Below are 19,161 nucleotides of genomic sequence, written 5' to 3' on the forward strand. Positions count from 1 at the left end.
GATGTCTCGGATTTTCACCGAGCGGTAATTGACGCAACCGGCCGGGTCGATCATGAACGGTCAATCATCTTTCTCCAAAGCGGGCGCTCCGGGCACGTCAATCAAGAGTCAAGAGACCAGACAAGAATTACGGCGTTCCGTTTTTGCAATACGCTGCAAAGCCGGTGCTACCAGCAAGACGGTCGAAATAGCTGGAAACGGCGGCGAAGCGCGGATGCTCAAATGGGGTGCTGAACCAGCGGTTCACGGACAATCCGATAGGAATGTCGGCGAGGCTGAAATGCTCTCCAGCGACGAAGGCGCCCGTCGCGTCAAGTTGGCCTTCTAGGATACCCATGTGCCGAGTCCAGCCGGCTAGCGACGCAGAAATCTCGCCCGGCACCTGATGTGCGGCCGATTTCCTGACGAGGCTAAGGAAAGCATAGCTCCAGGACCGATTCAAGTCCGATGCCTGCCAGTCCAGCCACTGATCGATCCTTGCGCGCTTTACAGGGTCGGCGGGATAAAGCGCTTCACCGGCATAGCGAGAAGCGAGATAGCGAATGATCGAGTTCGATTCCCACAGCACAAAATCGTTGTCCTTGATGACGGGTACAAGACCATTCGGATTCAACGATAAAAATTCGGGGGTATCAGTTTGCCTGAATCCCGTGCCCCAGTCCTCCCGCTCGAAGGGAATGTGCAACTCGGCACATGTCCAGAGGACTTTGCGGACATTGATTGACGATGCTTTTCCGAGAACAGTCAGCATGTTTTTATCCCGTAGTCTGCGGACTAAAGCCGAGGTGGATCGTTAGCGAAATAGGAAGCCGTGCCTATAGGCCGAAGTTGACCGAATACCACCCCTGCCAAGCCTCACAGAATCCCCAAACTGTCAACGGCTCCCACCAAGGTTCACCTGCATCACTCACTGCTGCGGCAACGCATAAGCAATCACATAGTCCCCCAACTTCGTGCCGAACGAGCCATGGCCGCCCGCGGCGATCACAACATATTGCCGGCCGTTGATGGAATAGCTCATGGGCGTAGCCTGGCCGCCTGCCGGCAGGCGCGCCTGCCAGAGCTGCTTGCCGTCGTTCACGTCGAACGCGCGAATATAGTTGTCCGCCGTCGCGCCAATGAACGCCACGCCGCCGGCAGTGACAATCGGGCCACCCAGCATTGGCATGCCCATCTTGAACGGCAGCGGAATCGGCGAGCTGTCGCGCACCGTGCCAATGCGCTTCTTCCACACGATTTCATTGGTCTTCAAGTCGATCGCGGAAATGTAGCCCCATGCCGGCTGTTTGCACGGCAAGCCCAGCGGCGAGAGGAATGCATTGATCGTGACACCGAACGGCACGCCGTATTGCGGCTGGATGCCCTGCTCCGTACCACTGCCCTTGGCACCCGGCACCGGCTCCATCGGGTTGCCCGGGCCGCGCGGAATCAGACGCGAAACGAACGGCAGCGCAATCGGATTTGCCACCGCAATCTGACGATCGGTGTCGACGGCAATACCGCCCCATTCGAACATGCCCAGGTTGCCTGGGAACACGAGCGTGCCCTGCACCGAAGGCGGCGTGAACGTGCCTTCGTATCGCAGCTTGTGGAACATCACGCGGCACACGAGCTGGTCGTACATCGTCGCGCCCCACATGTCGGCGTCGGTCAGGTTCTTCGACGGACGATACGTGAGCTGCGAAAACGGCTGCGTCGGCTCGACGTGGTCGCCGGGAGCCGCGCCTTGCGGCACTGGCGTTTCGGGCGCTGGCACAACCGGCACACCCGTGCGGCGGTCAAGCACGAAGAGGTTGCCGGTCTTGGCCGGCGCGTAGACGACCGGTACTGTCTTGCCATCCTTGCCGGTAATGTCGGCGACAGTTGGCTGCGACGGCTGATCCATGTCCCACAGATCGTGGTGCACGCTCTGGTAGAACCACGCGAGCTTGCCCGTGGAGGCGTGAAGCGCCAGCAGGCCGCTGGCGTAGCGCTCCTGATCCGGCGTGCGGTGACCGCCCCAGATATCCGGCGTTGTCACGCCCATCGGCAAATAGACCATGTCGAGTTTCGCGTCGTAGGCGGCGGGCGCCCACGAGTTGGGCGACGTCCACATGTAATGCTCGCCCGGACCGGGGATGTGATTGGGATCCTTCGCACCCGGATCGAACGCCCAGAGCAATTCGCCCGTGCGCACGTCGAAACCGCGAATGACACCTGAGGGCTCGCGGCTCGAGAAGTTGTCCTCGACCGAGCCCGCCACGATGATCACCCGGCTGGTAATGATCGACGGCGACGTGGGCTCGTACATGCCCGGCGTCGTGACCGGCTGGGCATGTTGAAGGTCGAGGTCGCCGTGGTTGCCGAAGCCCTCGCAACGTTGGCCCGTCAGCGCGTCGAGCGCGTAGAGATGCCCGTCGTTGACCGGCAGATAGATGCGGCGCGTACAGGCGGCAGTGGCAACGGCGGTATTGCTTGCCGGTGCTGCGGCGGCTGCGGGTGCCGTGGCCGCGGCGCTGGCCGACAAATCGACATATGACACGCCGCGGCACGTCACGTGCTGGAACGATGGATCGGACTTCAGTTCCGGATCGAACTTCCATTTCAGCGCGCCCGTCTTCGCATCTAGCGCAAACAGTTTCTGGTGCGGCGAGCACAGGTATAGCAGGTCGCCGATCTTGATCGGCGTGACTTCATCGGTAATCTCGGTGGGATCGTTGGGGCCCTTCATGTCACCCGTTCGAAAGGTCCAGGCTACCTGAAGATCCTTCGCATTTTCGGGCGTGATCTGCGGCAACGGCGAGTAGCGAGTGCCTTCCTGAGTGCGCCCATAGGCGGGCCAGTCGGCGGCGTCGATACCGCTGTTTGCGCTGTTCGCGCTGCTTGCGGGCGCCGAAGCAGTCAGTGTGCCGTTGACCTGCTGTGGATCATTGAAGCTTGCGTACGCAAGCACGCCTGCCCATGCCACCAGCGCGACGACAAGCGACGCAATACCCAGCTTGCGCTCGCCGTCCAGCCGCCAACTCATGAGCAGCAGCAACCAGACGCCGAAGATGACGAGGACACCGGAGCGAGGCGCAAGCGCCCAGAAGTCGGAACCCGACTCCCAGAGAGCCCAGATCGCCGTGCCGACAAGCACAAGCGCATAGAGCACGAGCGCGGCGGGGCTGCGCCGCCAAAGCAGCCAGGCCACGCCGAAGAGCACGATGCCGGTGATGATGTAGTAAGCAGAGCCGCCTACCGCAAGCAGCCATACGCCACCGATCAGCAAATAGAGCGCGGTCAGCACTGTGAAGAGCAAAGTGATGACGACGATCACGCCTCGTGAATTCGACTGACTGGTCATGTTGATTCCAACCCTCTTGAGTGGATATTGCCGCCATGGATATTGACGCCAAGTTCACGCGCCCCAGCACGGCAAAAGCATATCAGGAACGAGTGCGTTATTCCGACGTACGCGCCAGTTTGCGATTGGCTTGCAAGCGGCTTGGATTACGAGTTTCGGCACGCGCACATTTGCACAGGAAAGACAATCGTGCAAGCCCGCCAGGTTATTGGGCAAGCGACTACTCGAATCTGAGCGAAATTCGACGCCGCATGGAAACCTCCGCGCATTGGTATCGGGCGACCACGAGCAGCCAGCCAAGAGCTATCGGGACGGCCGGCAATGAGTGCACAGGGTGTCTTATCGCGCGACGCTTCTCCCTCAATCGCACTTCATTCACGCATTCCATACCCGGTACCGAGTACTCCGAAATGTTTTATCGAAAGCTGGCCTTCTTTGGCGAGATCGGCGCGCAGGAAAACGGCGTCGCCGTTTGCTTCGTCGGCGATCGCTTGTCCCGTTTCCGCGACATGGGCGCAATGTGCGCGCCTGTCAGTGCGTTATCAAAAGTCATGTGCATCGACGTCTCGGGATTCCGATAACTCCGCAACTTTTCTCCCAAGCGTTTGCCGATACTCGCCAGGCGCCATGTCCGTCACGCGCTTGAACGCACTCCTGAAGGCGCTTTCGGACGCATAGCCGACCCTGGCCGCTGCTTGCGCAACCGATACGCCCGCGCGAATCTCGCGTCTGGCCAGTTGCATGCGCCACTGGGTCAGGTAGGCCAGCGGCGGCACGCCCATCATGTCGCGGAAGCGAACGGCAAACGAGGTACGCGACATGCCGGCTTCTTTCGCCAGTTCATCCAGATTCCAGTTCCGCGCAGGATCGCCGTGGATACAGCCGAGCGCGACAGCCAGCCGGTGATCACCGAAGCCTTTCAGCCAACCCTCGTCTCTTTGCGGCGCATGCGCCAGATAGGCGCGCAAGGTCTGCACGAACAGCACTTGCGCCAGCCCGGCCACCACGACGCTGCGACCCGGTCTGCTTCCCGGCCTCATTTCCGCGACCAGTTGCGCCAGCAGCAAGGCAATCGGCGAGGCTTCCTGCATGGCTCCCACAATGTGAATGAACGGCGGCAGGCCGTTCAACAGGAGCGCCTGCCAGTCCGTATCGACCTGAGTCAGGCCGCCGAGCATGGCAAAGCCATCCGCCTCGCCCAGGCGGTAATGGCCTTCATCGTCCTGCGCGATCGGCGTGGTCGATGCGCTGGCGATCAGTGCCGGGGCGCTGGCGAGGGTCAGCGTGCGCGTGCCGTTGGTGATCAGGACGTCGCCGGTCTCGAAGGGTGCAGGCTCGGACATGCCGTCGATGAAATACCAGCAGGCGCCCGCGGTCGCGGCATTAAATTTGATCGCATCCAGGTTGTCGAAGCGGTGCGCCCAGGCGCCGCCCGCGATAAGTTGCCCCGACAGCTCGCAACGAGCCTGAAGCACATCCAGCAGATCGGAAAGAGGATCAGCCGGCAGATTTGAACGATGGCGCATAAAAGGTGAACGAATACGTCTTACAGGTGCGAAGCGGGCAGCCTACCATGCCTGGATTCAATCTGGAGGGCACCACATGTCTACCCCGCAATCACCCATTGACTCCGGCTTCGGCGCGGCGTCCACCGCCGAGGAAGTCATCCGCGGCATCGACCTGACCGGTAAATGCGCGGTCGTGACCGGCGGCTATTCCGGCATCGGCATCGAGACGGTCAAGGCGTTGCGCTCCGCTGGCGCCAGAGTCTTCGTGCCAGCGCGCGATCTCGTGAAGGCCAGGACCGCGTTGAGCGAGATGCCCGACGTCGTGCTGCAGCCGATGAACCTGCTCGATCCCGCTTCCATTGATCGCTTCGTCGAACACGTACTGAAAGAAACGGACACCGTCGATATTCTCGTCAACAACGCGGGCGTAATGGCGCCGCCGCTCGTTCGCGACGGCCGCGGATATGAATCCCAGTTTTCCGCAAACCATCTTGGCCATTTTCAACTGACCTGCCGATTGTGGCCGGCGCTCGTGAAATCCGGTCATGCCAGAGTGATCGCACTCAGCTCTTTCGGTCATCGCCGGGCAGGTGTCGACTTTCATGATCCGAACTTCGAGCATAGTGAATACGAACCCTGGGTTGCATACGGTCAGTCGAAGACCGCCAACGCGCTGTTCGCCGTGGCGCTGGATTCGATCGGTCAACGCTCGGGCGTGCGCGCGTTTTCTGTCCATCCCGGCGGCATCGTGACGGATCTGGTCCGGCATATGTCGAACGAGCAACTGCGAGCCAGCCAGGTCATCGACCACGACGGCCGTCCGATCATCGATCCGGGGAACAACAAGAAGACCCCGCAACAAGGGGCGGCGACGAGTGTCTGGTGCGCAACAAGCCCCCGGCTCGACGGTATGGGAGGTGTCTATTGTGCGGACTGCGATATTGCTCGTGCCTTGCCGGGCGATGAATCAGCGGAATTGCACGGTGTACGCCCTCGCGCTACGGATCCAATCGCGGCCGGCCGGTTATGGCAACTGAGCGAACAGCTTACTGGCGCTCGTATCGACTGAATGCCCTAATACAGACAGGAGAAGTCAATGCCTCCTGACCACCATGTCATGGCCGACAACGGCCTGCGAAGATCAAGTCGAAGTACGTTGATGACCTGCTCGCGCAGGCTCACAGCTTTTCGCTCCCAAGACAAACACGAACGATCGTTCGATGACGGTGCCACTGCACCTGCTCGCCTAGGATCGTTTGTGTTCTCGGACGACTCTCGCTACAGCAAAAAAAAATGATGCGAGTCCCTTGAAAAATTTTGCGGCTGTCCTATTTTCGATTCCGTAAAGCAGTCGCATTGTTTGCGCTGCGTGTTTCGATTGGTTTGTCAGAGGCTTGGCAGACGGACTGGAGCGCGTATGCCGGTTCGTCTCCTGCCGCATATAGGAGATAGCAGCCATGAGTGACCTTCTTTTTAACACCAGCCTGTTTGATGAGTTCGACCGCCTGCAACGCCAAATGTCGTCGTTGTTTGGAGGGTTGCCATCTAGCATCCGGGCGTCCAGGCTCAGCGCCTTTCCTCAAATCAATCTCGGGAGCACCGACGATTCCGTAGAAATTGTCGCATTTGTCCCGGGCATCGATCCAGCAAAAATCGAGGTGACAGTGGACAAGGGCCTGCTGACCATCAGCGGCGAGCGCACGCGTGCCGAGCCTGAATCCGAGGGGCGTGCTTATGCGCAGGAGCGTTTCGCGGGCAGTTTCCGCCGCGCGATCGAGCTGCCGCGGGACGCGGATCCGGACAACGTAAAAGCACGCTATGCGAATGGCTGTCTCGCGATCAGCGTAGGTAAGCGCGAGACTTCGCGCCCACGTGCCATTCCAGTTCAGTAATCACTTTCGCGAACCATTTGAGGAGAACGTCATGAATACTCAAACCCAACTTGCGGAACGCAGCAACAGCGCGCTCGCACGCCGCGACGAAGCACAGACGCAGAAGGGACCCGCCTTGGCGCCCGCTGTTGATATTTACGAAGATGCGCATGGCGTCACGTTGTGGGCTGATCTTCCAGGTGTGTCACGAGATCGCTTAAACGTGCATGTGCAAGACGGCACGCTGTTTATAGAAGCCGAGGCTTCAATTGAAACGCCGGAAGGTCTTCGCCTGCATCACGCGGAGATTCGGGAGCCGCGCTTCGCGCGGGCGTTTTCGTTGAGCGCGGATTTCGATACGTCGAAGATTGAAGCGAACCTCACTGACGGCGTATTGAAGCTGAGCATCGCGCGTCGTGAAGAGGCGAAACCGCGCCGTATAGAAGTGAGTGTCGGATAAGTGTTCGATTGGGCGCTCACTGGAGCGTGAAGTGAGCGCCCAATCGATAGGATAGCTAATGGGGCATCAATATGACATTCGGGACGGAGTGTAAGACTTTGGGGAAAAAATCGTGTACGCCTACAGGCGACGCGTGGCTTTCCAACCGAGACGCCTGCGCGCGTAGTGGCGATCACATTGCGTAGCGATAAGCCAGCGGGTCGGTTGCGCGCTAGCACGGCGGTATGCTCATCCTGTTTTATCGTCAGCAGATGCGAATTCTTTAGCCCGATCTTTCGTAGATTAGATATTGATGAGCATGAATCAGGTTGCGCGCTGGATGCATGGGCAACTCCGCTCAATTGGCGACCCGTTACGCAAATTGACGCGATTGTTGTAACAGCGAGTCGATCTCAGTCCTATACACAAATGTAGCGGTGGAGATGCCAACCTTTCGCAGCTTTCGTCGTCGAATCAGCCAACCATGCAAAGCCGACATTCCGGAGCCAGGACTTCGGCGCCCTCAGCCCCAACAGATCCGATAAACAACCCCGGCTGGTTCGGCTTACAACCGGGGATATTCCACGTTGCGCGTCGAATCAAGAGACCTTGAGAACAACCCTGAAACGAGCCGCTCCACTCATCATCCGGTCATAAGCCTGTGCCGCTTGTTCAAGCGGAAACTCCTCGATCATCGGTTTAACTCCCGAGAGTGCACTGAAAGAAAGCGTATCTTCGGAATCGGCCGATGTCCCCGACGGCCAGCCCTGAATCGAATGACGTCCCATTATGAATTGCGCGATCGGCACCTCGACCGGCTCTTCAGAAATCCCAACCATAATGAGCCTGCCATTCACCCCAAGGCCACCGATCGCCGCGCTCATTGCCTTGCCGCTCGTAACCGTTGCAAGGATGATCCTGGCGCCTCCGAGCTTGTTCAACTCGTCCGCGACATTCTGCGTTTTACTGTCGATGTAGTGATTCGCGCCAAGCTGTTTTGCAAGCTCCGCCTTGTCTTGTCCGCGAGCGATGGCAACCGTGTCGAAGCCCATCTTCCTCGCAAATTGGACACCGAGATGCCCAAGGCCGCCAATGCCCAGAATCGCAACAACTTCGCCTGCGCGCGCACCGCTGTTACGCAACGCATTGAAGGTCGTAATTCCGGCGCAAAGCAGCGGTGCCGCGTCCACGTCGGACAGATCATCCGGAATACTGGCAAGCGCTTCGACCGGAGCGACGACGAACTCCGCATAACCGCCGTTGTAGCTGATTCCGGGAACCTGCCCCTTTTCACAGAGAACGAAATCGCCTTTACGGCAACGTGAACACTGGCCGCAATGACCACCATGCCAACCGACGCCGACCCGCCGGCCTACGCTCCAACCCTCGACGCCGTCGCCCACAGCGTCCACAACACCCGCGATTTCGTGGCCCGGAACCCGTGGAAATTGCAGCCCAGGCCATTGGCCCTCTTTTGTGAGCGAATCGCTGTGACATATTCCACAAGCGTGAATCTTGATCCGGACTTGACCGTGGCCCGGCTGCGGAATATCCAGCTCGACAAGCTTTAACGGGCCACCCGGTGCTTCGACTTGTACGGCTTTCATCTTCGACATTGAAAATCTCCTTGTCATCGCGCCGTCGAAGATCGACGACGCAACATGTTCAAAGACATGGACAGGTGCTTCGCATGGCCGGATCAATCGTGCAAAAGACGTTCGCCAACACTCGGCTCATTGACCCGGCCTATTAACGATAGTCGAAATTTCACCAACCAACATCGCGCGAACTCACCGGAAAAGCGCATAGGGACAACCTATCTATTGCATGCAAAAACAATATTTTTCCCTTTAATTTGACTTGTTAAATTGGTTTCGCCTTCGGTTGAACGCATTAAAACGTTTGAGCCGGGGTCTGCACGGTGTCTCCTGCGCGCTCTTTGCTGACGGGATGATGACTGTCATGCTCAGGAGCCAATCATGGACAAGCTGGCCGATTTCGCCGCTGAGGAATGCGGGACCCCATACCTTCCAGCCTCCGCGATAAAAATGCGCATCGAAGGCTTGTCGAAGCATTACGGCAATACTGTCGCCTTGCATCCGATCAATCTCTCGGTCAAGACCGGTGAGCTGCTCACGCTGCTCGGACCGTCCGGATCGGGGAAAACGACGCTGCTGCAAATCATCTGCGGGCTGACAGCGCCGACTGCGGGCAAGCTGTTCATCGACTCGCAGGATCGTACGAAATCACTTGTTCATGAGCGCGACATTGGCGTCGTGTTTCAGAACTATGCTCTCTTTCCGCATTTAAACGTCTTCGAAAATGTCGCGTTTCCATTACAGATGCGGCGCTTGCCGGCGACCGACGTAAAACGCCGCGTCATGCACGCACTGGAAACTGTGAAGCTCGCCACATTCGGCGAACGGTTTCCACGAGAATTGTCGGGTGGCCAACAACAACGCGTCGCGCTTGCGCGCTGCCTCGTCTATGAACCCTCCCTGCTTCTCATGGACGAATCACTGTCCGCACTCGATCGCAAGCTACGCGAATCCATGCGAGTCGAAATCAAGCGGATTCATCGTGAGACAGGATCGACCATTATTTTCGTGACTCACGATCAGGAAGAAGCGCTCGCTCTTTCCGACCGGGTGTGCCTGATGAACGCCGGGCGCATTGAACAGATAGGCACGCCGCAAGCAATTTATGAAAAACCCGCCTCGTCGTTCGTGGCCGACTTCATCGGGGTTTCAAACAAGTTGCGCGGCAAGCCGGGGCGCGACGGCTGGCTTGCCACCGTTGACGGCAACGTTCCGCTTCCGACCGATGAAGACTCACTCGCCGCCGCCAACGCGGCCGAGGCAATGCTTATCGTACGTCCGGAACACATTTGCATTGACGACACCAACAATGGGTTCGTTAGCGGCCGGGTTATCGAAAGTATCTACGGGGGCGCCGAGACGCGCCTGCTCGTCGAACTCCAAAGCGGTGCCGTTTTAACCGTCAGACAAGCGGCGCGAACAGGAAGGTATTCGATTGGCGACGTTGTCTCGCTGCGCTGGCAAGTCGAACACTCTCTGTTGCTGCGCCATTAACGCTCACTACACGAGCCGCCTGATGCACGCTTGCTGGCGGTTCGTGATCAACGCTTCAACCTTGCAATCTTATCTGGAGAAACGCGCGTGAGCTCGAGCATCAGAACCAGCCGCAGGCAGTTCATCAAAACGACAGGCGCCACCGGACTGGCGCTCGGACTCCCAACCATCTGGACGCAGCGCGCAAGCGCGGCCGGCCAGCTGACGGTAGCCGATAACGGCGGCGCCCTCGGCCCCATCATGCGCACCGCATTTTACGATCCATTTGAAAAAGAAACAGGAATCCGGATCGTCAACGTAGCGCACGAGTCCGACCCCGTCACGCAATTCAAGCTTTCGGTCGATTCGGGCTCGCACATCTGGGACCTTGCAATGGTGACGCCGGACAACGTGCTTCGCTTGACCGCCCAGAAAAACTATCTTGCGCCGCTCGATATTGCTTCGAGCGATGGTGCGGGCATTCTCCCGGGCATGCTGACAAACAACTGGTTCGGGTTTTCCATCTACGGTGTGGTAATGGCGTATCGCACTGACAAGTTTCCAAAGGCTGCGCCGGCGGGATGGCGCGACTATTGGGATACCGCGAAGTTTCCGGGACGCCGGGCGCTGTTCCGGTCGCCCATCGGTCTTTTCGAAAATGCGCTGCTCGCCGATGGTGTCGCGCCCAAGGACATCTATCCCATCAACGTCGAACGCGCCTTGAAATCGCTCGACAAGATTCATTCGTCCATCAATGTCTGGTGGGCCAACGGCGCACAAAACACGCAACTCCTGCAAAGCGGCGAAGTGGATTTATCGGATACGTGGAACGCCCGGGCGCTTGCGGCCATCTCTGCCGGCGCGCCCGTGAAGATCGTCTGGGAAGGCACCTACAACGTGGACGGATGGTCCATTCCCATCGGCACACCGAACCTGAAACAGGCGCAGCAGTTTGTGCGCTTTTGCATGCGGGCCGATCGTCAGGCGCAGTACTCGAGCCTTGTCGCAAATGGCCCCAGCAACAGCAACGCTTACAAACTCATCGATCCGGCGCGTGCCGAGCTGTTGCCGACGTTCCCCAAGAACCTGGAACGTCTTACCCGGCGAGACACCGCCTGGTGGGGAAAAAACTTCGATTCGGCTAACGAGAAGTTCCAGGAATGGCTGTTGAACGCGTGACCGATACCCTGACCTGCTTCAAGGAGATGCAGCATCATGACTGACCAACACATGGCTCTTGGCGTGCTCGTGCATGCAACGGGCTCGCACCCTGCATCATGGCTGCAATCGGAAGCGCCGCGGGACGCGTCGACCAATATCGACTATTACCGCAAGCTCGCAACGCTTGCGGAAACAGGCCTGATGGACCTCTTTTTCATTGCGGATACGCCCGCGGCCCGCACGGAAAAGCTCAACGTCTATACACGCTATCCGCTGTTCATGAACTGCTTTGAGCCGATCACGCTGCTGTCCGCGCTGTCGGGATCGACACGTCATATTGGACTGGGAGCCACCGCTTCCACGAGTTTCTACGAACCCTATAATCTCGCGCGCCAGTTTGCTTCGCTGGATCATTTGTCCCATGGACGCGCCGGCTGGAACGTCGTGACATCGGCCAACGACTACGCCGCCAGAAACTTCGGCCTCGATAAACTGCCGCCGCACGACCGGCGGTACGCCCGCGCGCGCGAGTTCTTCGACGTGGTATCGAAACTATGGGACACGTGGGAAGACGACGCGTTCGTGGGCGACAAGGAACAATGCAAAGTCTTTGAACCCGGGAAATTTCATACGACCGATCATCAGGGCGAGTTTTTCACGGTTTATGGCGGCCTTAACATCAAGCGCGCGCCGCAGGGACGGCCGGTGATCATTCAGGCCGGGTCTTCGGAAGACGGCAAATCCTTCGCTGCCGAGACGGCCGAAGTGGTCTTCTCTTCGGATCCCACGCTTGAAAAATCACAGCGTTTCTATGCCGATCTCAAGGGCCGCATGCCCGCCTTCGGCCGCGCCCCGGAGGAAATGAAAATCCTTGCGGGCCTCTCGGTGGTGGTCGGCAGCAGCGAGGCGGAGGCCCAGGACAAGTACCGCGAACTGCAAAGCCTGATTCATCCTGACGTAGGCCGTATGCGCCTGGGTGCGGATCTGGAACTCGACTTGACGAACTTCCCGCTCGATGAACCCATTCCCGAGCACCTGATTCCCAAGACGGCCAATCTGCATCAGGCCTACTTCAACCAGATCGTCAGCATGATCCGCGATCAGAAATTGACGCTGCGGCAACTCTATTCGAGCTACGAGCGCGGCAAGGTCACCTTGTGCGGGACACCGCAGCAAATCGTCGATCACATGGAGGAATGGATCGATACCCGCGCTGCCGACGGTTTCATGCTCGCCTTCCATGTGCTGCCCAACGACATGACCGACTTTGTCGCGCACGTCATTCCGGAACTGCAGCGGCGCGGGCGTTTTCGAAAGGAATACAGCGGTACGACCTTGCGTGAAAACCTCGGACTCGCGCGGCCTGCCAATCGCCACGCACAGGCCGCACGATGAATACATCCGTGGCGGCGGCCGATACGCCCCGGCGCGCTCGCCGCCTCAATGCCGGACCACTGTGGCTGGCAGCCCCGGGCGTCCTGTTTCTTGCGGCATTTCTTGTGTATCCCTCGCTCAGGCTGCTTTCGCTCTCGATGATCCAGAACGGAACCGGCGAGTTCTCGATGTCCGCATTTGCGCGGTTCTTCGGGCCGAGCGTGTACAGGCAGGTGCTTCAAACCACGTTTTCGATCGCCTTTCAAACCACCGCCTATTGCCTTTTATTTGGCTATCCGCTTGCCTACTGGCTCTCGGGCTTGCCCAAGCGCCAACAGCAAGGCGTGGCGCTGCTCGTGCTGCTGGCGTTCTGGACCAGCACGCTGGTCAAGAACTTTGCGTGGATGGTCTTGCTCGGGCGCACGGGCTTCGTCGCCAATGTCATGCACGAACTCGGGCTCGCAGGCGGCGACCGGCTGCTGTTCAACCGGACCGCCGTCATTTTCACGATCAGTCATACGCTGTTGCCGCTTGCCGTGGTCACGATGTTGCCGGTGATGAATCAAATCGATCGCCGCATGTCGATGGCCGCCGCCACGCTGGGCGGCGATCGTGCGCAGGTGTTCTGGCGAATCTTCTTCGTGTCTTCCATGCGCGGTGTCGCCGCAGCCGGCTTGCTGGTATTTATCAGTGCGCTTGGCTTCTTCATCACACCAACGCTGCTTGGCAGCCCCCGCGAGATGATGTTGGGGCAGCTGATCATTGTGCAAATCAATGAATTGCAGAACTGGCAACTTGGCAGTGCGCTGGCGGTTGTACTGGTGATGTCGGCGCTGATCAGTTGTTTTCTCTACAACCTGGTCTTCGGAATGTCGTCTCTCGCCGGGGATGCGGACAGCGTACGTCCGAGCCATCATCTCCACTTGCGGCGAGCCGGCAATGCAATGGTCAACGCAGCGGGTTTCCTGTCGTCGCATGTGGTTGCTTTTTACGATCGCCGCGTGCAGCCCATTACCCGCGTCAGTCCGCTTCTGGTCTACTCGTGCGCACTGATCTTCGTGCTGCTTTTCCCGATTGCCGCAATCGTGCCCATGTCGTTTACCAGCGATACCTTTTTGTCCTTCCCGCCGAAGGGCTTCAGCTTGCGCTGGTTTGACGCGTACTTTTCGTCGTCTCTTTGGATTGGCGCCACGGTGCGCTCGTTTGGTATCGGACTCGTGGCGGCGCTGGCGACCGCTGTTATCGCGACGCTCGCGGCCTTGGGCATTGCCCGCTCCAGGTCCCGCATGAAGGGCGCGCTTTTTCTGTTGTTCCTGTTGCCGATGATCGTGCCGTCCATCGTCACTGCGATCGCACTGTTTTTCCTGTGCGCGCATATCTCGCTGGTTGCCACGAACATTGGCATTGTCATCGGGCATGTCGTGATCGCGATGCCGATTGTATTCGTCATCCTGCTGACCACGTTCAAGGGCCACGACTGGGGCCTCGATCATGCCGCGGGCACGCTGGGCGCAACCCGTCTGCAAGTATTGCGGCGCATCACGCTGCCGTGTGTCAAGAACGGGCTCACCGCAGGATTCGTGATTGGTTTTCTCACGTCATTCGAGGAGTTGACTGTGGCCCTGTTCATCGGCGGCGGAGTGAAGACCACGCTACCCAAGCAACTCTGGGACGACATCTTGTTGCAGGTCACGCCCACACTGGCAGCCGCGTCGACGGTCGTGCTCTCGGTCGTCACGCTGCTGTTTCTGCTGCTGCAGTCGGTACACCCGCGTGGTAGGACCGCGGCTTCGCAATGACGTGCACGCGCACACGATTTTTCGTTCAACGCAATAAGGAGAGTATTCGACATGGATGAACGCCAGCTTCGAGTCGATCTGGCTGCGGCGTTTCGCTGCTTCGCTCGCCTGGGAATGCATGAAGCGGTTGCCAATCATTTCAGCGCAGCCGTGTCGTCCGATGGACGCAAGTTCCTGATGAACCGCAAGTGGCAGCACTTTTCCCGGATACGGGCAAGCGACCTGCTGCTGCTCGACGCCGACGAGGCCGAAGATATCGAGGATCGAAGAGATATCGATCCCACTGCGTGGGCCATTCACGGGCAGATTCACCGGCGTGCGCCGCACGTGAAAGTCGCGCTTCATCTGCATCCGGTTTATGTCACGGCTATTGCCAGCCTCGCCGATCCGGAGATCAAGCCGATTGAACAGAATACGGCGCGCTACTTCAACCGTGTCGCCATAGATAAAGCGTTTGGAGGCATGGCCGATACCGCCGCAGAGGGTGCGCGCCTCGTTGCCGCGCTCGGTGACAAATCGCGCCTCATGATGAGCAATCACGGCATTCTGGTGACGGCTGCGACCATAGGCGAAGCCTTCGATGATTTGTACACGATCGAGCGCGCCTGCCAGATCCTGCATCTCGCTTACGCAACGGGGCGACCGCTGAATGTGCTGTCGGATCAGGTGGCGGAGAAAACCGCGCGCGACTGGGAAGGCATCACGGATTTTTCGATTGCTCACTTCGAGGAGATGAAGCGAATTCTCGACAAGGAAGACCCTTCTTATGCCGACTGACCTGGATGCAAACGAAGTATCAATGCTTGCATTTCGTGACGCGATGGCTCATCTCGGCGCTGCGGTTCACGTCATCACGACCGACGGTGCAAGCGGGCGTGCGGGCTTCACCGCCTCCGCTGTGTGCAGCGTGACCGATACACCGCCGAGTGTGCTTGTCTGCGTCAACCGGACGTCGTCCGCGTATGCCGCTACCATAGCGAACGGCGTGCTGTGTATCAATACGCTGAGTGCGGAGCAGCACGGAATATCGGCCGCTTTCTCAAGCAAGCAGCCGATGGCCGCGCGTTTCGAGCACGGCGAATGGATCGAGCGGCATGAACGAGCCCCACGTCTAGCGCACGCAATGGTTTCGATCGACTGCAAGATGGTCAGCCGCATTCCCGTCGGAACGCACGACATCCTCGTTTGCAAGGTGATCGAGCTTCAAACAAATATGCAGCCTGGCGTGCTCATTTACTACAACAGGGAATATCATCGTCTCACGCATACGTGAGCGACTCCGCACCGTGCGGATGAGGACAGATGGAATCGGGCCGGAGATTTCCTCCCGCGTGGCCATCATGTCGTTAAGTGTCCCAAGCGTTACTTTGAAGGCAGTTCAGGGTGCCGCGTTGGCGAGACAGGCGCGCTCACAGCCCAATCGAGCGCGGCATCGAATAGCGTAGTGCCGTCAGCGCTCAGTTTTTCGAACGTGCGATTGCCGAGAAACACCGCAACTCGGCGAGCCGGTGCGATGAAGTCGTAGTCCATCGTAGCGCCTTTCTCATAAGCGAACAGCACCGCCTCGTCCGGCTCGCCGGGTATGGTCGCAATCACTGTCGCGCCAGGGGCAGGCTTACCCCAGCCCATTTCACCGTCACGAGGGTACACCCACCGCTTGCCTGCGGGAACGCCGCCAGCGAGCGGACTCGGCGCGTTGACGACGTTGATGTAGTGCTCCTTCTCTAGCGTGCCGAAATCCTCACCCTTTTTTTGCCCCGTGAATCTTAACGAGTCGAAAAGGTCGGACTCCCAGGTCAGCAACGGCAGCGGGACATCCCGAAAGGAAGTGCCAACCATGTCTCGCGCGCTGACAACCGACGAAATGATCACCAGATCCTGACCTGCCGCGGCGCTTGCCGGGCTGGTCTGATCGACCATCGTGACGATCATTCCGCGTTCCTCGAGATGGGCGCGGACTTTGTCATCTTCCTCCCGATCACGATGTTTAAGGCGTGTCACATACAACACCTTCTTGTGATCGGTGACGGGTCGGCTTGCCGCGTCGACTGGCGCTTTCTGCGCCATGGCGCACCCGGTCAATTGAACGAAGACCACTGCGGTCATCACAACCGTACTGATCGCCTTGCGACGCTTGGGCACGAACAATTCGCTGAGCCACGTAGCTTTCGAACGAGCAACCTGGGCGCGTCTAAAAATCGACAAGATGGACATCAGATTCACTTCCCTGTTCAGGTTCGGCATTAAGCCGACGTAAATTAAAAATCGAAGGTCGACGTGAGCGAGACCGTGCGTTCCAGCCCGATGCCCAATTGGCTCGATCCCGCCGATGCCCAATAGTGTTTATTGAAGGCGTTCTCCACATTCAGTTGGAACGTTGCAGCTTTGCCGAACATGCGCGTCGCGTAGCGCGCGCCGGCCGAAAACAGCGTGTAGCCTGGAATAGTCGCTTGGTTTGCGTCGTTGATGGGCCGCGATCCGACAAAATAGGCTCCGCCATTGAGCGAGAAGCCCGCGACGTGGGGCACCCGGTAGTTGAGAAAAATACTGCCCGTATAGCGAGGCGTGTTCTCGGGAATCTTCCCGAGCGTACTCGGGTCAGAACTGTCGACCAAACGCGAATTGAGCCACATACCGGTAGTCACGATCGACAGATCGCGCGTGATGTCACCCTGATAAGAAAACTCCAGCCCTCTATAGCGACCCGTACCGTTCAGCGCATAGACGTTGTTCGCGTCGGTGCTCGCCGCGGGCTGGCGAATCTGAAACAACGCAATCGACGCCAGAGAATCATTGCTGAAGCGATGACGTACTCCAAGTTCCTCTTGCTTGCTGACAGCGGCCGGCAACACCTGGTACGCGTTCGATGCCGTGGCCGGCGCGCTCCCGGCCGATTCGAGGCCTTCTATATAGCTCGCATACACGCTCGTTTGCGGCGTGATCTTATAGACCAAGCTCGCCGACGGTGAGGTGCGGTTCACGTCCTGCGTCGTCGTGAACGCTTGTGTCGCATGGTAGTCGGAGTAGCGCAATCCCGGGGTGAATTGCAGCGTTGACGTCAGATCAATGCGATCGAATACATACGCACCGCGGTTGTTGATGTGCTGCGCATAGAACGCTTTCGACCCCGCTGCCGTGAGTTGAGTGATGCTCACGGGAGAGTACAGATTCTGCGTCGCCGTATAGTAGTAGGTGGTGAAATCCGGCTGGAACTGCCATGTTTCGGAGACGCCGAACGTAACATCGTGATTGATGTTTCCTGTCTGAAACAGGCCATTCACTTCGGCGCGCGCGACTTTGCTCTCATAGAACTGGCCGTTCTGTTTGCTTCCCTGCAAACTGCCGTTGCCAGTGTTGACGTTGTACTTTTGCAGAATCCACAGCCAGCGATCGCGCTGAGTAATCGATTGCCCGACCGACACGTTCGCACTCCAATTCTCCGAGATTAAATAGTCTGCACGCAGCAACTGGCTTGTGGCGGTGGCGTTTGTTTTCTTGTCGTTGGGGACGAGCAGCGTGGAGGCGTCAGGCAATCTGGGCAGCGCAATGACACCGTTGACCGCCGCAAGCGGCGTGATGCCGGCCTGTTCCACCACGCGTTCGTCGATATGTTCAAGATCGTATTTGAACGACAGACGATCGTTCGCCCGCCAGTCCAGCGCAACGCTCTCGAACTTGCGGTACCCGCGATCACCCGTTATGGGCGTCTCGAGGTGCTCATCCATCGCATTCACGCGGATCCCGAACTGGTTATCCGTGCCAAAGCGTCTGGCGACATCGGCATGCGCGCCGACGGAACCGTTCGAGTCCACCAGCAAGGACGCGCTTGTAACCGGCGTGTTGCCAGCTCGTTTGGTGACCATGTTGACGATTCCCGCCGGTACCGCAAAACCGTAGTAAAGCGCCGACGCGCCCTTCAATACCTCGACGCGATCCTTGTCCTCCATCGGCATCCAGATGTTGTTGTCGATCGGCAAAACGCCGTTCAGGTAATAACTCGTGCGGTTGTCGAGGGCGATGCCGCGTATCGAAAGCTGGTCGTAGGCGATGCCGCTCAACTGTTGACGCACGACACCCGCGACGTTTCGCAGTGCATCGTAAATCCCCGTCGCTGCCTGTGCCGTGAGCACGTCGCGGGTCACAACGTTTACCGTCGCGGGAACATCAAGTGCATCAAGCCCGCGATACTGCCCAGTGCTCACGGTCTTCGGCACATAGGTACTTGCCCGTTGCAGGTTGCTGCCGGTGACCGTGACGGCCTTGAGCGTGCCGCCGCTTACAACGCCATCGTGGGCGGTGTCCGTGCCGGTCCCGGTGTCGGTCGAAGTGGCGGCGGCGGTTTTTGAGGGAGGAACCGGGTCGGCGGGCAAGTCGGTCGCCGCGTTACTCGCGATTGGCCAGGCTGTGGATACCAGGACGGTTGCGGCAGAGAAAGCACGTAGCAGTTCGAATTTTTTCATACCCGCTGCGCAGTCCCGCTGGCGGCGGGGGGCGGCAAATTTCATGGGTCCTTCGAGTTCAGTAAATAGGGCGAGAACATTTGGAGTGACTTTTAACCAAAGCCATCCTAATTGCGAATGCGTCGCATTTATACATCAATTAAATGTTTGCTT

General features: G+C 58.7%; 15 protein-coding genes. 9 read left to right on the forward strand and 6 right to left on the reverse strand.

The genetic code is table 11. The features are described from left to right. Window positions 1–127: 127 nt before the first annotated feature. The 3 genes from ACRWA7_RS04995 to ACRWA7_RS05005 all read right to left on the reverse strand — a co-directional run bounded on the left by ACRWA7_RS04995 (window position 128) and on the right by ACRWA7_RS05005 (window position 4,851). Window positions 128–751, reverse strand: coding sequence for a glutathione S-transferase family protein (locus ACRWA7_RS04995; RefSeq protein ID WP_438390319.1), 624 nt, complete (start codon window positions 749–751; stop codon window positions 128–130). Between the two features lie 156 nt (window positions 752–907). Beyond that, window positions 908–3,325, reverse strand: coding sequence for a glucose/quinate/shikimate family membrane-bound PQQ-dependent dehydrogenase (locus ACRWA7_RS05000; RefSeq protein ID WP_438390320.1), 2,418 nt, complete (start codon window positions 3,323–3,325; stop codon window positions 908–910). A 542-nt stretch (window positions 3,326–3,867) separates the two neighbouring features. Next, complete coding sequence (locus tag ACRWA7_RS05005) at window positions 3,868–4,851, reverse strand: AraC family transcriptional regulator (protein ID WP_438390321.1); 984 nt, start codon at window positions 4,849–4,851, stop codon at window positions 3,868–3,870. Between the two features lie 76 nt (window positions 4,852–4,927). On the opposite strand from ACRWA7_RS05005, the gene ACRWA7_RS05010 reads away from it, so the two are divergent. The 3 genes from ACRWA7_RS05010 to ACRWA7_RS05020 all read left to right on the forward strand — a co-directional run bounded on the left by ACRWA7_RS05010 (window position 4,928) and on the right by ACRWA7_RS05020 (window position 7,164). Beyond that, a complete protein-coding gene (locus ACRWA7_RS05010) occupies window positions 4,928–5,902 on the forward strand; it encodes an oxidoreductase (RefSeq protein WP_438390322.1) in 975 nt (324 codons plus the stop codon). Window positions 5,903–6,290: 388 nt separating this feature from the next. Then, entirely contained in the window at window positions 6,291–6,725 is a 435-nt protein-coding gene (locus ACRWA7_RS05015) for an Hsp20/alpha crystallin family protein (protein ID WP_438390323.1), read from the forward strand. Between the two features lie 31 nt (window positions 6,726–6,756). Next, window positions 6,757–7,164, forward strand: coding sequence for an Hsp20/alpha crystallin family protein (locus ACRWA7_RS05020; protein ID WP_438390324.1), 408 nt, complete (start codon window positions 6,757–6,759; stop codon window positions 7,162–7,164). 578 nt (window positions 7,165–7,742) lie between these two features. On the opposite strand, the gene ACRWA7_RS05025 is transcribed toward ACRWA7_RS05020, so the two are convergent. Further along, window positions 7,743–8,759 carry an alcohol dehydrogenase gene (locus ACRWA7_RS05025; RefSeq protein WP_438390325.1) on the reverse strand — a complete coding sequence of 339 codons (1,017 nt, stop codon included), beginning with the start codon at window positions 8,757–8,759 and terminating at the stop codon, window positions 7,743–7,745. Between the two features lie 363 nt (window positions 8,760–9,122). Here ACRWA7_RS05025 and ACRWA7_RS05030 point away from each other — a divergent pair, with 363 nt between their 5' ends. The 6 genes from ACRWA7_RS05030 to ACRWA7_RS05055 all read left to right on the forward strand — a co-directional run bounded on the left by ACRWA7_RS05030 (window position 9,123) and on the right by ACRWA7_RS05055 (window position 15,821). Beyond that, on the forward strand, window positions 9,123–10,235 hold the full coding sequence (locus tag ACRWA7_RS05030; RefSeq protein ID WP_060819527.1) for an ABC transporter ATP-binding protein: 1,113 nt from the start codon (window positions 9,123–9,125) through the stop codon (window positions 10,233–10,235). An 87-nt stretch (window positions 10,236–10,322) separates the two neighbouring features. Then, a complete protein-coding gene (locus ACRWA7_RS05035; protein WP_438390326.1) occupies window positions 10,323–11,393 on the forward strand; it encodes an extracellular solute-binding protein in 1,071 nt (356 codons plus the stop codon). Between the two features lie 36 nt (window positions 11,394–11,429). Beyond that, window positions 11,430–12,770, forward strand: a complete 1,341-nt coding sequence (locus ACRWA7_RS05040) for an LLM class flavin-dependent oxidoreductase (protein ID WP_208603275.1) — start codon at window positions 11,430–11,432, stop codon at window positions 12,768–12,770. After that, the gene (locus ACRWA7_RS05045; protein ID WP_438390327.1) at window positions 12,767–14,548 is read left to right on the forward strand and encodes an ABC transporter permease subunit; all 1,782 of its coding nucleotides are present in this window, start codon (window positions 12,767–12,769) and stop codon (window positions 14,546–14,548) included. The genes ACRWA7_RS05040 and ACRWA7_RS05045 overlap by 4 nt, the downstream gene beginning before the upstream one ends. A gap of 51 nt (window positions 14,549–14,599) precedes the next feature. Further along, the gene (locus ACRWA7_RS05050) at window positions 14,600–15,325 is read left to right on the forward strand and encodes a class II aldolase and adducin N-terminal domain-containing protein (RefSeq protein ID WP_438390328.1); all 726 of its coding nucleotides are present in this window, start codon (window positions 14,600–14,602) and stop codon (window positions 15,323–15,325) included. Further along, window positions 15,315–15,821, forward strand: a complete 507-nt coding sequence (locus ACRWA7_RS05055) for a flavin reductase family protein (RefSeq protein WP_438390329.1) — start codon at window positions 15,315–15,317, stop codon at window positions 15,819–15,821. The genes ACRWA7_RS05050 and ACRWA7_RS05055 overlap by 11 nt, the downstream gene beginning before the upstream one ends. Window positions 15,822–15,910: 89 nt before the next feature. Here ACRWA7_RS05055 and ACRWA7_RS05060 read toward each other — a convergent pair whose 3' ends face one another. Both ACRWA7_RS05060 and ACRWA7_RS05065 read right to left on the reverse strand, forming a co-directional pair. Next, the gene (locus ACRWA7_RS05060; RefSeq protein ID WP_438390330.1) at window positions 15,911–16,792 is read right to left on the reverse strand and encodes a hypothetical protein; all 882 of its coding nucleotides are present in this window, start codon (window positions 16,790–16,792) and stop codon (window positions 15,911–15,913) included. A 14-nt stretch (window positions 16,793–16,806) separates the two neighbouring features. Continuing rightward, on the reverse strand, window positions 16,807–19,008 hold the full coding sequence (locus tag ACRWA7_RS05065) for a TonB-dependent siderophore receptor (protein ID WP_438390331.1): 2,202 nt from the start codon (window positions 19,006–19,008) through the stop codon (window positions 16,807–16,809). Window positions 19,009–19,161 lie beyond the last annotated feature (153 nt).

It is taken from the genome of Caballeronia sp. DA-9 (assembly GCF_051615025.1).
In the GTDB taxonomy this organism is placed as follows: domain Bacteria; phylum Pseudomonadota; class Gammaproteobacteria; order Burkholderiales; family Burkholderiaceae; genus Caballeronia; species Caballeronia sordidicola.

Bases quoted from the DNA above. Each gene is read 5' to 3' on its own strand.
- ACRWA7_RS04995 (WP_438390319.1), bottom strand. From the start codon at position 751: ATGCTGACTGTTCTCGGAAAAGCATCGTCAATCAATGTCCGCAAAGTC.
- ACRWA7_RS05000 (WP_438390320.1), bottom strand. From the start codon at position 3,325: ATGACCAGTCAGTCGAATTCACGAGGCGTGATCGTCGTCATCACTTTG.
- ACRWA7_RS05005 (WP_438390321.1), bottom strand. From the start codon at position 4,851: ATGCGCCATCGTTCAAATCTGCCGGCTGATCCTCTTTCCGATCTGCTG.
- ACRWA7_RS05010 (WP_438390322.1), top strand. From the start codon at position 4,928: ATGTCTACCCCGCAATCACCCATTGACTCCGGCTTCGGCGCGGCGTCC.
- ACRWA7_RS05015 (WP_438390323.1), top strand. From the start codon at position 6,291: ATGAGTGACCTTCTTTTTAACACCAGCCTGTTTGATGAGTTCGACCGC.
- ACRWA7_RS05020 (WP_438390324.1), top strand. From the start codon at position 6,757: ATGAATACTCAAACCCAACTTGCGGAACGCAGCAACAGCGCGCTCGCA.
- ACRWA7_RS05025 (WP_438390325.1), bottom strand. From the start codon at position 8,759: ATGTCGAAGATGAAAGCCGTACAAGTCGAAGCACCGGGTGGCCCGTTA.
- ACRWA7_RS05030 (WP_060819527.1), top strand. From the start codon at position 9,123: ATGGACAAGCTGGCCGATTTCGCCGCTGAGGAATGCGGGACCCCATAC.
- ACRWA7_RS05040 (WP_208603275.1), top strand. From the start codon at position 11,430: ATGACTGACCAACACATGGCTCTTGGCGTGCTCGTGCATGCAACGGGC.
- ACRWA7_RS05045 (WP_438390327.1), top strand. From the start codon at position 12,767: ATGAATACATCCGTGGCGGCGGCCGATACGCCCCGGCGCGCTCGCCGC.
- ACRWA7_RS05050 (WP_438390328.1), top strand. From the start codon at position 14,600: ATGGATGAACGCCAGCTTCGAGTCGATCTGGCTGCGGCGTTTCGCTGC.
- ACRWA7_RS05055 (WP_438390329.1), top strand. From the start codon at position 15,315: ATGCCGACTGACCTGGATGCAAACGAAGTATCAATGCTTGCATTTCGT.
- ACRWA7_RS05060 (WP_438390330.1), bottom strand. From the start codon at position 16,792: ATGCCGAACCTGAACAGGGAAGTGAATCTGATGTCCATCTTGTCGATT.
- ACRWA7_RS05065 (WP_438390331.1), bottom strand. From the start codon at position 19,008: ATGAAAAAATTCGAACTGCTACGTGCTTTCTCTGCCGCAACCGTCCTG.